At 73.2% G+C, this 12,217-nt stretch carries 10 protein-coding genes; 2 read left to right on the forward strand and 8 right to left on the reverse strand.

Features of this window, described 5'->3' with window-relative positions:
• The 4 genes from AOK03_RS22060 to AOK03_RS22075 form a co-directional block, all read right to left on the reverse strand.
• The coding region (locus AOK03_RS22060) for a type I glutamate--ammonia ligase (RefSeq protein WP_055567050.1) at positions 1 to 1,277 on the reverse strand (1,277 nt) is incomplete at its 3' end.
• Positions 1,278 to 1,280: 3 nt separating this feature from the next.
• Positions 1,281 to 2,678: an amidase gene (locus AOK03_RS22065; RefSeq protein WP_063792543.1), complete on the reverse strand. Its 1,398-nt coding sequence runs from the start codon at positions 2,676 to 2,678 to the stop codon at positions 1,281 to 1,283.
• On the reverse strand, positions 2,675 to 4,690 hold the full coding sequence (locus tag AOK03_RS44900; protein WP_063792544.1) for a hypothetical protein: 2,016 nt from the start codon (positions 4,688 to 4,690) through the stop codon (positions 2,675 to 2,677). Before AOK03_RS44900 ends, AOK03_RS22065 begins: the two co-directional genes overlap by 4 nt.
• Positions 4,687 to 5,013 (reverse strand): 4Fe-4S dicluster-binding protein, encoded by a 327-nt coding sequence (locus tag AOK03_RS22075; protein ID WP_055567051.1) that lies wholly within the window; start codon positions 5,011 to 5,013, stop codon positions 4,687 to 4,689. The genes AOK03_RS44900 and AOK03_RS22075 overlap by 4 nt, the downstream gene beginning before the upstream one ends.
• Positions 5,014 to 5,213: 200 nt before the next feature.
• On the opposite strand from AOK03_RS22075, the gene AOK03_RS22080 reads away from it, so the two are divergent.
• On the forward strand, positions 5,214 to 5,678 hold the full coding sequence (locus AOK03_RS22080) for a VOC family protein (RefSeq protein WP_055567052.1): 465 nt from the start codon (positions 5,214 to 5,216) through the stop codon (positions 5,676 to 5,678).
• A 70-nt stretch (positions 5,679 to 5,748) separates the two neighbouring features.
• Here the strand turns inward: AOK03_RS22080 and AOK03_RS22085 are convergent, their stop codons facing one another.
• Together AOK03_RS22085 and AOK03_RS22090 are read right to left on the reverse strand one after the other, a co-directional pair.
• Positions 5,749 to 6,201, reverse strand: a complete 453-nt coding sequence (locus AOK03_RS22085; RefSeq protein ID WP_055567053.1) for a carboxymuconolactone decarboxylase family protein — start codon at positions 6,199 to 6,201, stop codon at positions 5,749 to 5,751.
• 184 nt (positions 6,202 to 6,385) lie between these two features.
• Positions 6,386 to 8,452, reverse strand: coding sequence for an MMPL family transporter (locus AOK03_RS22090; RefSeq protein WP_055567054.1), 2,067 nt, complete (start codon positions 8,450 to 8,452; stop codon positions 6,386 to 6,388).
• Between the two features lie 334 nt (positions 8,453 to 8,786).
• Here AOK03_RS22090 and AOK03_RS22095 point away from each other — a divergent pair, with 334 nt between their 5' ends.
• The gene (locus AOK03_RS22095) at positions 8,787 to 9,656 is read left to right on the forward strand and encodes a sigma-70 family RNA polymerase sigma factor (RefSeq protein ID WP_055567057.1); all 870 of its coding nucleotides are present in this window, start codon (positions 8,787 to 8,789) and stop codon (positions 9,654 to 9,656) included.
• Between the two features lie 16 nt (positions 9,657 to 9,672).
• On the opposite strand, the gene AOK03_RS22100 is transcribed toward AOK03_RS22095, so the two are convergent.
• Together AOK03_RS22100 and AOK03_RS22105 are read right to left on the reverse strand one after the other, a co-directional pair.
• The gene (locus AOK03_RS22100) at positions 9,673 to 10,596 is read right to left on the reverse strand and encodes an alpha/beta hydrolase (protein ID WP_425264399.1); all 924 of its coding nucleotides are present in this window, start codon (positions 10,594 to 10,596) and stop codon (positions 9,673 to 9,675) included.
• On the reverse strand, positions 10,596 to 12,134 hold the full coding sequence (locus AOK03_RS22105; protein ID WP_055567055.1) for an FAD-dependent monooxygenase: 1,539 nt from the start codon (positions 12,132 to 12,134) through the stop codon (positions 10,596 to 10,598). Before AOK03_RS22105 ends, AOK03_RS22100 begins: the two co-directional genes overlap by 1 nt.
• Positions 12,135 to 12,217 lie beyond the last annotated feature (83 nt).

Here is a 12,217-nt window from a genome sequence, read left to right on the forward strand (position 1 = left end):
CGGGTTTCGGGGGCCGGGGTGCCGGTGAGGCCTTCGAGGCCGGCGAACAGCTGGGCGGCGATGGCGAGGTAGGGGTTGGCGCACGGTTCCGCGCTGCGGTTTTCGATGTGGGCGCCGCGCCCGCCGCCGACCATGCGGAGCATGACGGTGCGGTCCTCCACGCTCCAGTCGATGCGGGTGGGGGCCAGTGCGTGGCGGGAGTTGAGCCGCCGGTAGCCGTTGACGGTGGGCACCGACAGCAGGAACAGCTCCCTGCTCCAGGCCAGCAGTCCGTCCGCGTAGGCCTTGGCCTGCGGGGAGGGGCCGTCCGAGGGGCCTTCGGCGGCGAAGAGGTTGCGGCCGCTGGCGGTGTCGAGGACGGACTGGTGCAGGTGCCAGCCGCTGGGGTCGAAGGCGTCCAGGCGCGGCTGGGACATGAACGAGGCGTGGTGGCCGCGCTGGGCGCACCAGCGTTTGGTGGTGGTGCGGAACAGCAGCATCGCGTCGGCGGTGTCCAGGGCGGACATCGGGCTGAAGGTGGACTCGACCTGGCCGGGGCCCGACTCGTGTTCCATCGAGCGCAGGGGCAGGCCCAGTGCGCTCAGGTGGGCTGCCAGGGGGTCGGTGATGGGGGCGACGGAGTCGTAGCGGGCGTCCAGGTTGAACTGGTAGCCGGCGTTGAGGGCCGCCACTTGGGGGGCGCTGCCCTGCAGGCCGAAGCCGTTGCCCGTGTTGCCCGGTGCGCCCTCGATGAGGCGGGTGAGGTACCACTCGACTTCGAGGCCCACCACCGGGGTGTAGCCGTGGGCGGTGTAGGCGGCGTCCAGGCGGCGCAGCACGGCGCGTGCGGAGAGCGGGTGTGCGGTGCCGTCGCGCAGGTATTCGTCGCCGATGACCCAGGCGGTGCGGGGTTCGGTGCCGGGCAGGAGCTGGAAGGTCAGCGGGTCGGGGACCAGGATGAAGTTGCCGGCGCCGGAGAGTTCTTCGATGCCGAGGCCGGGCTCGCCCAGGAAGTCGACGGCGATGGCGTGTCCGGTGTCGAAGAGGAAGGGGCCGGGGCTGAAGTTCATGCCGTTGCGCAGGACCGAGCGGAAGGTGTCGGCGGTCAGTGTCTTGGAGCGGGCCAGGCCGTGCGGGTCGGGGAAGACCAGGCGTACGAAGTCGATCTGTGCGAGGTCGGCCTCGATCTGCTCGGCGGCGGCGGACTGTTCCTGGCTCCACAGTGCGTGGTCCGCGACGAAGGAGGGGGTGCCGACGGCGTCCTGGGCGGACACGGAGCGCCATGACCGGGTGTACATGGTTCAGGGGGTCCTTTCGGTGGCGGGGACGAGTGCGTGCTGCGCGCGGGGCGGGGGCAGCGGTCCCAGCTCCGTTTCGAGCCGGTGGGCCACGGTGAGGACCAGGTCGTCGGCGCCGACGGGGCCCACGAGTTGGATGCCGGCGGGCAGTCCGGAGCCGGTCAGGCCGGCCGGGAGGGTCACTGCGGGCTGGCCGGTCATGTTGAAGGGGTAGGAGGCGGGCGACCATGCCAGCCAGAGCAGGTCGCGGGGGTCGGCCGCCCAGGGCGGGGCGATGGCCTTGAGGTCGAACGGCTCGATGGGGACGGTGGCCATGGCCAGCAGGCCGTGGCGGCGCATCACCGAGCGCAGCCGGGTGCGCAGTTGCTGGCGGACCTCTTCGGCGCGGATCAGGGCGGTGCCGCTCAGGGAGCGTCCGTGGCGGACGATTTCGAGGCGGCCGGGGTCGCAGTGCTCTTCGTCCTCGCGCGGTGTGCCGGCCGCTTCGGCGGCGGCCAGGATGTCGACGAGGGCCGGGTAGAGGTCGTCGCAGCGCACCTCGATGCGTTCGACCCGGTGTCCCTGGGCGGTCAGGGCGGCCATCGCCTGTTCGGTCACCGTGCGGATCTCGTCGGTGGTGCCCTCGTACTCGATCCATCCGATGTGCTGGGAGCGGCTGCCCGGGGGCCGGTCGATCGAGCCGAGTCCGGAGTCGGGGTCGGCGGGGTGGGGGCCTGCGATGACGGCGGCCAGGGCGGCGGCGTCGGTGACGGTGCGGGCCAGGGTCCCCTGGTGGGCGAGGCGGTCGACGCCGTTGGGGACGTAGGGGACGCGTCCGTAGGAGGGTTTGTAGCCCGCTACTCCGCAGAATGCGGCGGGGATGCGGATGGAGCCGGCGCCGTCGGTGGCCAGTGCGCCCTCGCCCAGGCCGGTGGCCACGGCGGCGGCGGCTCCGCCGCTGGAGCCGCCCGCGGTGAGGCCGGGCGCGTAGGGGTTGGCGGTGGGCGGGGCGAGGCGGCCCAGGGTGGCGGCGCTCCAGCCGTATTCGGAGGTCGTGGTCTTGCCGATGATGACGGCGCCGGCCGCGCGCAGCCGGGCGACGGCCGGGGCGTCTTGGCGGGCGCGCCGGTTTTCCAGCAGGGAGCCGCGGGTGGTGGGCAGGTCGCGGGTCTGCAGCAGGTCCTTGACCGAGACCGTGACGCCCAGCAGCGGGGCGCCGTGCCAGGCGTCCTGTCCGCGTTCGCGGATGCGGCGGTCGGCCTGTTCGGCGGCCTGGAGGGCCTCGTCGCCGGCGGCGGTGACGAACGCGCCGAGGGTGTCCTGGTCGCGGACGGCGCTCAGCACGCGCTGGACGTGTTCGAGGACGGTGGTGTCCCCGCGGCGCAGGGACTGGGTGAGGTCGCCGATTCCCGGGGCGGTCATCGTGGGGTGCCCAGGGGGCCGGGGCGGGCGGTGCCGGATGCGGTGGTGGTGGCGCCGGTGTCGGGGACGAGGCCGGTGCCGGTGTCGGATGCGGTGCCGGTGATCGTGCGCCAGTGCCATGCGGCGTCGAACGCGGTGACCTCCACCGGCGCCCCGGCGGCGGCCAGTTCGGCGGCCAGCGTGGTGGCGCGGGCCACGAAGCGGGAGACCCGGTGCGCGGCCAGCAGGTCCGCCTGCTCGAAGGGGCGGCCCGCACAGCGCAGCAGGCGCAGGTCGACGAAGCCGTTGAAGGTGCGCCCGGCCACCTCGACGGGCTGCGGCGAACGGATGGAGAACCGCACGTTGTTGGTGACGTGCCCGTGGTGGTGCTGGTCGGAGAAGAACGCGATGTCGGGAATGGTCGGCGGCACGAAGTGGTCGCGGGCCACCACCGCGGGATGGCGGGGCAGGTTGCCCGGGACGAAGTGCCAGGAGTTGTACTGCATGCGCGACGACATCGCCCACGCCGCGTCCGCCGTCGCCCCCTGCGAGCCGCCGAAGTGGGCGCGGGCCCGGGGCCGGGGCACCACGCAGCAGAAGTAGTGGGTGATGTCCCAGCCGCAGATCTCCGCCCAGCTCTCCGCGCGCAGAGCGCCGATCAGGGCGGGCAGCGAGCGCATGCCGCGGCTCATGGCGAAGTCGGCGTCGAAGACCTCGGCGACGGCCGCCACGCTCTCGTGGACGAGCGCCTCCAGGCCGGTGCCGTAGGTGCCGTGCGGCCGGGCCAGCCACCGCGGGTCGGCGGCGGCACTGCGGCCCAGTTCGTCCAGGGTGGTGCCGGTCAGCGGAAGGCTCCGGGCCAGCCGCAGGCTGAGCTCCTCGTCGCGCCGGCGGACCTCTTCGGTGTCGGTGGCGATGCGTTCCACCTTGTGCATCAGCGTGCCGTGGATCTCGCGGTAGAGCGGCACCTGCCGGATCACCTGCCGGCGGCGCGCGCCCAGCGCCTCGGCGAGGGTCTTCAGGTCCTCCGCGCCGTGGGAGGCGGCGGGGGCGACCGGCTCGCCGGGGACGCTGTTGTAGGAGTGGCGGATGCGTTCGAGCATGGCCGCGACGTGGTCGATGCGCAGCTGGGTGCCGTTGGCCTCCTCGACCCGGCCGGCGCCGGCCGAGCGGATGAGCAGGGTCAGGCCGACCAGCAGCTGCACGTCGTGGTCCGACCACAGTTCCAGGGGCAGTTGCTGCAGGCTGCTCAGGACGCAGTCGGGGTGCCCGGGCCACAGGGTCTTGCCGGTGAGGCTGTTCTGCTCGCGGAAGTTGGTGTACTGGCGGTGCTCCTGGTAGAGCACGAAGGGGGCGGTGCGCAGGGCGGCTTCCTTGGCCTGCTCCAGGAGTTCGTCGCGGCCCTTCTCGCCCTGCCGGTCCAGCCAGGCGCGGCAGTCGGCGACCGTGTCGGCGGTGCGGGCGGCGGCGCGGCCCAGCTCGGCGTGGTAGGCGCGGGCGGCCTGCAGCGACCAGGGCACGCGCCGTACGCCGCCGACCAGCTGGCGGCGGTCCAGGGGGCCCTGGGCGGGGCCGCGCAGGACGATCCGGCCGGTGGTGGCCAGGGCCAGCTCGCCGACGAAGACGGGTTCCTCGGCGGCGGCTTCGATGAGGTCCACCGCGGCCGTCTCGGTGCCGGGGCGGGCCGTCTGGGTGCCGGGGCCTGCCGGGGCGGTGTCGTCCCGGCGCCAGGTGAGGCCCCACAGGGCCTGGAAGGCGGCTTCCTCCGGGGTGCTCAGGGCCCGCAGCTGCACCTCGGGGGGCACGTGTCCGTCGAGGCTGAGCAGGATGTCCACGCAGGAGCGCAGGTCCTCGGCGGCCCGGGCCCGCTCCCAGACCCGGGCCAGGAGGGCGGGGAAGCCGGCGCCGGGCTCGCGGGGGCGGTCCGGTCCCGCCGCGGTGCCCGCGGGGGTGCCCAGCCGGCTGGGGCGGCGGCTGATGCGCTTCCTGGCGTTGGCGGCGCGGCGGCTCTCGCGCTCGGAGGGCCCGCTCATGAGGTGCCCGCGGACAGGTCGATGTGGCTCCACAGGCCGGCGTCGGTCGGGTCCCAGTCCTCGTCGACGTAGATGCAGTCGACGGGGCACTCGAGGACGCAGGCGGGGCAGCCCGAGCACAGCTCGGGAATGATGATGACGTCCAGGCCGCGGTCGAATATGGCGCCGAACTCCTCGGGACAGCTGCGCAGACAGCTGTCGCAGGTGATGCACTCCGAGGTCTCTATGCGGCGCGGTGGTTTCTTCCAGTTCTCGCCGCGAGTTCGCGCGGCGATCCGCTCGGAACGGGCGGATTTCGCCGCCGGCAATGCGTTCTCGCTCACGGAACACTCACCCTTCGGGTCGGTTCGAGACGCCCACATCGTTACGACGGTGTCTCGACCACTCCATGAGCTTCGGTGGTGGCGTACTCGACTGCTTTGTTCAACCGGTGAATTGCTCGGTTGAACAGTGGTGACCGGCGGATACCGTCATGCCGGGAAACAGCCCGGGCAACCGACCGCCACGAACAGGAGCAGCCACGATGCCTGCGACACCGGCGCCGAAACTGATGACGTTCCTGACCTTCAGGAGGGAGGCCGAGGAAGCGCTGCAGTTCTACGTCTCGCTCTTCGACAACTCCGAGGTGCACCGGATGATCCGGGCACGTGCCGGGGAGCCGGGGTGGGAGGAAGGGACGCTGCAGCACGCTCTCTTTACACTCGACGGGCAGATGTTCATGTGCACGAACATGCCGCCGCCCGGGGCCGTTGGATACGATCTCGCCCCGTGGGATTCGTATGAGTTCTCTCCCTCGACCGCGATATACGTGCAGTGCGAATCGGAAAGTGAATTCGATCGTTTCTACACGGCCCTTTCCGAGAAGGGTGAGGTCATCATGCCGGCGGGCGGGTATGAATTCAGTGCCCGGTTCGCGTGGCTGACCGACCGGTTCGGGGTGTCGTGGCGCATCAATCTCGTGCCGTCCCGGGGAGCCCGCGGGCGGTGAGCGGCCCCGAACGCGGCTGAGGCCGGTCCACCCCGTGAGGTGGCCGGCCTCAGCCGTGTTGCCGTGCCGGTCAGCCCCAGGCGCCGGCGATCGCCTTGGTGGTCACGTTCAGGCGGTTGAAGAAGTTGGTCAGGGCGACCATCAGGACCAGTGCCGCCAGGCCCTTCTCGTCGTAGTGGGCGGTGGCCCGCTCCCACACGTCGTCCGGCACCGGGTCGGAGCGGTCGGACAGCCGGGTGGCGGCCTCGGCCAGCTCCAGCGCGGCGCGCTCGGCGTCGGTGAAGTAGGACGTCTCCCGCCAGGCGGCGACGGCGAACAGGCGCTCCTCGGTCTCGCCGGCCTTGCGGGCGCCGCGGGCCCCGGAGTCCACACAGGGGCTGCAGCCGTTGATCTGGCTCGCGCGCAGGTGGACCAGGTCCAGGGTCGTCTTCGGGACCCCGCCGGAGTAGATCGCCTTGTACATGTCCTGGACGGGCTGCGTGGCGTCAAGGATCATCGCCGGGTTCTGCAGGCGCGCTTCCATGGTTATTCCTCTCTTGGACCAACATCCGACGCCGCTGTCAGGCGGCGTCACTGCTATGACGAATGGGGGCGGACGAGTGTGACAGCGGCAGGTCACCGGGTCTGCGGGGACCTGGCCGGGGGGGTGTGGGGGGCGCCACGCCTCGGGGGATTCGACGCGGCGCCCCGTCCGTCCGGCGCGCCGGTCAGGTGCCGACGTCGACGCGGGCGGTCTGCGACGGGCGCTCGCCGGGCAGCGGCGCCTCGTCCTCGGGGTGGCCCGGGCGCCAGATGCGCGGGCCGATGGACAGGGAGAGTGCGGGGATCAGCAGGCTGCGCACCAGGAAGGTGTCCAGGAGGATGCCGATCGCGATGAGCAGGCCCTGCTGCAGCGAGGACACGGTCGGGATCGCGGCCAGGACACAGAAGGTGGCCGCCAGGACGACGCCCGCGGAGGTGATGACCCCGCCGGTGACGGTGAGGCCGGTCAGGGTGCCCTCGCGGTGGCCGCGCGTCTTGACCTCCTCGCGGACCCGGGCCATCAGGAAGATGGTGTAGTCCACGCCGAGGGCGACCAGGAACAGGAAGCCGATCAGCAGCAGTCCGCGGTCGATGCGCGGGTAGTCGATGGCGTGGAAGAGCAGGGAGGCGGCGCCGACCGCGGAGGCGAAGGAGATCACCACCGAGGCCAGCAGGACCAGCGGGGCGACCACCGCGCGCAGCACCAGGACCAGCATGAGGAAGACGACCGCGAGGATCAGCGGGATCAGCAGCATCTCCTCGTCCTTCTGGGCGTCGGAGGTGTCCAGCACGATCGCGGTCTGGCCGCCCACGACGGCCTCGGCGCTCTCGCCCTCGCTCTTGTCCAGTGCGGTGCGCATCCGGTCGACGGTGTCCTTGGCGGCCGCCGTGTCCGGGGCGTCCTCGAACACCGCGGTCAGGTGGGTCCAGCCGTCCGCGGTGCGTCCGGTGGCGGCGGACTGCACGCCGGGCACGTCCTGGACGGTGCGCAGCGCGGTGCCGGCGCCGCCGGCGGGCACGTAGATGTCGGCGGGCGCGGAGGAGCCCGCGGGGAAGTGGTCGGCCAGCAGCCGCTGGCCCTCGACGGAGTCGACGGACTTGGTGAACTGCTCGGCCTGGGTCTGGCCGGTCTCCACCGTGGTGGTGCCGAGCGCCAGCAGGGCCAGGACGCCCAGGGAGGCGGCCCAGATGACGCGGGGCCTGCGGCCCACGGCCTGCGCCACGCGGGCCCAGGCGCCGTGCTCCTTCTCGGCGCTCGCGTCGTAGCCGGGGGTGTGGCGCGGCACGAAGGGCCAGAACGTCCAGCGGCCCAGGATGACGAGCAGGGCGGGCAGCAGCGAGGTCATCGCCAGGAAGACCACCGCGATGCCGATGGCCACGACCGGGCCCAGGCCCTGGGTGGAGTTCATGCTGCCGAAGACCAGGCAGAGCGTGGCCACGCCCACGGTGGCCGCGGAGGCGGCCAGCGCCGGCAGGGAGCGGCCGACGGCGATCTGCATCGCCTCGTGCCGGTCCTCGTGGCGGTGCAGTTCCTCGCGGTAGCGGGCGATGAGCAGCAGGGCGTAGTCGGTGCCGACGCCCACGCACAGGATCATCAGGATGTACGCGCTGAGGCCGTTGACGAGCAGGCCGGCGTGTTTGGCCAGCAGGTAGACGACGCCGCTGGCGACCTGGCTGGCCAGGAAGACGGTGAGCAGCGGGACCAGCCACAGCACGGGGCTGCGGTAGGTGAGCAGGAGCAGCAGGGCGACGACGCCGAGGGCGGCGCCCAGCAGTGCGCCGTCCATGCCGCTGTAGACGTCGGCGAAGTCGCGGACGCTGCCCGCCTCGCCGGCGATGCGGATGTCGAGGCCGTCGGGTGCGCCCTTCTTGACGATGTCCTCGGAGTCGCTGACGGCGTCGGTGAGCACGCCGTTGTCGCTGGGGCTGGTGCGCAGCGGGTAGCTGAGGAAGGCGGCCTTGCCGTCCTCGGAGACCTGGGCCTTGGCGACGTCGCCGACGGCGACGTCGTCCTGGAGGGTGGCGCGGTCCGCGTCGACCTTGGCCCGGTCGGCGTCGGTGAGTCCGCCGCCGCGGGCGTAGATGATGATGGCGGTGCTGCTGTCCTTGTCGGCGAAGTGCTCCTCGGCCAGCTTGACCGCCTGGGTCGACTGGGCGCTGGAGGGCAGCCACGTCTCGGGGTCGTTGTCCTGTACGTCTCCCAGCTTGGCCGCCAGGGATCCGCCCGCCGAGATCAGCACCAGCCAGATCACGAGTACGGCCCACTTGGAGCGACGACCGCTGACGATTCGGGCATATCGGGTCAAGAAACCGGCTGCGGCACCCGGACCGTCACTGCGGGTGTCTGGTCGGCGACGTAGTGTTGTCATGGATGCTCGCAAGGGGTCAGGGAGCCTGTTCTCGACAGCTCCGGTCCGAATCCGGGAGAGAGCGCGACCAGGGGCGCGGCGCCCTGCGTAGCCTGCGGCTGCCGCATCCCGTCACACGCGGGTGGTCCCGTTCGTCACTGCTATGACGCCCGGCAGCGCGAAGATGTGACAGGCGTTTGTCACACACCGACCGGGATCGAAGGGGACGACGGTGGTCATGCAGGAAAACGAACGGCTGGCACGCGCATTCGAGGAGAAGCGTCCGCGGCTGCAGGCCGTGGCCCACCGCATGCTCGGCTCGACCGACGAGGCCGAGGACGCCGTGCAGGAGGCCTGGATCAGGCTGCACCGCAGCGAGACCGACAGCGTGGAGAACCTCGACGGCTGGCTCACCACCGTCGTGGGCCGGGTCTGCCTGGACATGCTCCGCGCCCGCAACCGCCGCGAGGAGTTCCTCGCGGAGCACGCCGAACCCTCGGGCGAGCCCCGCACCGAGGACACCTCCGACCCGGAGCAGGCGGCCGTCCTGGCCGACTCCGTGGGCCTGGCGATGCTGGTGGTCCTGGACACCCTCGACCCCGACGAGCGGCTCGCCTTCGTCCTGCACGACACGTTCGCCGTGCCGTTCGCCGACATCGCCGCGATCATCGGGCGCAGCCCGGCGGCCACCCGCCAGCTGGCCAGCCGTGCCCGCCGCCGCGTGCACGGCGCCTCTCCCCTGCCCGACCTGCAGCGCCAGCACAAGGTCGTGGACGCCTTCCTCACCGCCGCCCGCAACGGCGAGTTCGAGCGCCTGCTGACCCTGCTGGCCCCCGACGCCACCATGAACGCCGACGACACGGCGGTCCGCATCGGCGCCGCTCCCCTCACCGAGGGCGCCAAGGGCGTGGCGAGCATCTTCTCCGGCGGCGCCGAGGCGGCCCGCATCGCCCTCATCGACGGGTCGGTGGGCGCCGTGTGGCAGTCCAAGGTGCGCCCCATCGTGGTCTTCAACTTCACCATCGAGGACGGGAAGATCGCCGCGATCGACCTGGTGGCCGGGCCCGAGCGGCTGCGGGAGCTGGACATCGTGGTCCTGGACGGCTGAGCGCCGCCGGGCCGGGTCAGTGCCCGGCGCCGCCCGGTCCGGCGGCGGCCGGGCGCAGGCACTCCTCCAGGAACGCCAGGGCCCGCAGATGGTAGGCGCGGGCCGCCCAGCCCAGGCTGATGTTGTGCCCCGCGTCCGGCTGCCGCTCCAGCAGGACGCGGGGGCAGGCGGTGAACGCGGCCGCCAGGGCCGCCAGTTCGGCATCCTCCTGGCGCCACCACAGCTCGTGCTCGGCGAAGGTGACCCGCACCGGGACCCGCACCCGGGCGGCGAGCCGGTCGAACGTCCCCGGCCAGGACACGAGGTCGGCCGCCTCCCGCGCGGGCATCGGCGCGACCGTGCCCGCACTGGCTCGGAAGGTGCCCGGCGGATACAGCCGCAACGGCCCCCAGTGCCGGCGCCGGTCGCCCGCCCGGCCGCGCCGCACATCCTCCTCGGCGCCCGGCGCATACCGCCGCCCGCAGCCCGAGATGTCCACACCCAGCAGCCCGTCCCCGTCCGTTGCCTGCGCGGCGGCCGACAGGGCCAGCTTGCCGCCGAAGGAGTGCGCCAGCAGGAAGACGCCCCGGCCGACGGGGTGACGGCGGGCGAAATCGGCGAGGGCGGCGCGCAGCGCCACCGTCTGCTCCGCGACGCGCAGGCCCTCCGGCAGCACGGCGGCGGACCGGCCGTAACCGGGCCGGTCCACCGCCAGCACCGTGTAGCCCAGCCGGGCCCCGAGCCGCAGCAGGGACAGCTCCGGGCGGGCCTGCCCGTCGAAGTACCCGGCGCTCATGCCGCCGCCGTGCACCGCCACGACCAGCGCGCGCGGCACGCCGGCGGGTTCGCTCAGCAGCGCGGACAGAGCCAGCCCGGCCGCGTCCAGGACGATCTCGCGGACCGCGCCCGCGGGCTCCTCGCGCCGCGGTCCGGCCACGGGCGCCCCGGGGATCGGCGCCACTACGCGGCTCGCCCCTCGCCGAACCACCGGCCCAGCGCGCCCTCGAGCCCGTGCGCAGAGCCCTCGCCCGTCCACACCACGTGCCCGTCGGGCCGCACCAGGACCGCGTCCAGGCCCGCCAGCACGTCGGTGGCGCCCTCGGCCGGCTTGGCGGCCGCCGTCACCACGTCGACGCGGCCGGCCCAGCGGACGGCGACGGCGCGCACCCGGGCGTCGTCGGCCAGGTCGAGCAGGACGCCGCGCGCCGGGTGCAGCAGGCGCAGGGTGTCGCTCTCGCCGTCGGCGCCGGTCAGCGGGCGCTTGGCGAGGCGGCGGCCGAGCAGCGGGTGGGCGGCGGCCCGGTCCGTGTCGGGGGCGTCGGGGGCGTGCACGTCGTAGCGGATGTCGAGGTGGCTGACGATCCCCGCCAGGTGCCGTTTGACCGCGTCGTGCTCGATGAGCTCGGCGAACAGGGCGCGCAGCGGGTCGGACTGCTCGCCGCCGAGGAACACCGTGCCCTGCGCGCGGGTGTTCATCATCAGCCGCTGCCCCACCGGGTGCCGCTCCCCGTGGTAGGTGTCGAGCAGGCCGGCCGGGGCGGTGCCGCGCACCGTGGCGGCCAGCTTCCAGCCCAGGTTGGCCGCGTCCTGCACCCCGGTGCTCAACCCCTGCCCGCCGGCCGGGAGATGGATGTGCGCCGCGTCGCCCGCCAGCAGCACCCGGCCGCGCCGGTAGGTGCCGACCTGGCGGGTGGCGTCGCTGAAGGAGCTCACCCACTGGGCGCTGCCGCCGCTGATGTCCTCCCCGGTGATGTGCTGCCAGGCCGCGGCGACCTCGGCGAAGGTGACGTCGTCGTCCCGGTCGCGGGCCGGGGTGCCGTGCGGGCAGACGATGATGCGGTCCACGCCCTCCTTCAGCGGTGCCGCCATCACCATTCCGCCCGGCAGCCGCTCCCCCAGGAAGCGGGGCTTGAGACCGCAGCCCACCACGTCGGCCAGGAACATCGCACGGCTGGCGGGCAGTCCGGGGAAGTCGAAGCCGGCCGCCCTGCGGATGCTGCTCTGCCCGCCGTCGCAGCCCACCAGATAGGCGGCGCGCAGCCGCCCGGTCCCCTCCGGGCCCGCGACGGTGACCTCGACGTGGTCGCCGTCCAGGAAGCCCTCGGCCAGGCCCACCACCTCCCAGCCCCGGCGCAGGTCCGCACCGAGCTCCAGCGCCCACTCCTCCAGGACCGCCTCGGTCTCGTTCTGCGGGATCCCGCGGGCCCCGAAGTGCCCGTCCTCCAGCGCCGTGTAGTCGAACTGCACCCCGCCGAAGTGCCCCATGGGGCTGACCGCGAGCGTCTCGCCCTGCCCGAACCGCGGCAGCAGCCCGCGCTGGTCGAACACCTCCATGGCCCGGGCGGTGAAGCCGAGCCCCCGCGACTGCCCGGTCGGCGCGGAAAGGCGCTCCAGGAGGATGACACGGGCCCCGCCCAGGCGCAGTTCGCCCGCGAGCATCAGCCCGGCCGGCCCGGCGCCGACCACGATGACGTCGGTGTCCACCGCTGTCCCTGCCATGATTGTCCTGCCTCTCCTCGCTCGGATCCGGTCTCTTGCGTACGTTCGAAGGCGGCCGCGCACAGGGGCAGTCGGGCGGGAGG

The organism is Streptomyces atriruber (assembly GCF_001418325.1).
GTDB classification, from domain to species: Bacteria; Actinomycetota; Actinomycetes; order Streptomycetales; family Streptomycetaceae; genus Streptomyces; species Streptomyces atriruber.

Coding starts and splice junctions, on each gene's coding strand:
- AOK03_RS22065 (WP_063792543.1), bottom strand. CDS start 2,678: ATGACCGCCCCGGGAATCGGCGACCTCACCCAGTCCCTGCGCCGCGGG.
- AOK03_RS44900 (WP_063792544.1), bottom strand. CDS start 4,690: ATGAGCGGGCCCTCCGAGCGCGAGAGCCGCCGCGCCGCCAACGCCAGG.
- AOK03_RS22080 (WP_055567052.1), top strand. CDS start 5,214: ATGCCTGCGACACCGGCGCCGAAACTGATGACGTTCCTGACCTTCAGG.
- AOK03_RS22085 (WP_055567053.1), bottom strand. CDS start 6,201: ATGGAAGCGCGCCTGCAGAACCCGGCGATGATCCTTGACGCCACGCAG.
- AOK03_RS22095 (WP_055567057.1), top strand. CDS start 8,787: ATGCAGGAAAACGAACGGCTGGCACGCGCATTCGAGGAGAAGCGTCCG.
- AOK03_RS22105 (WP_055567055.1), bottom strand. CDS start 12,134: ATGGCAGGGACAGCGGTGGACACCGACGTCATCGTGGTCGGCGCCGGG.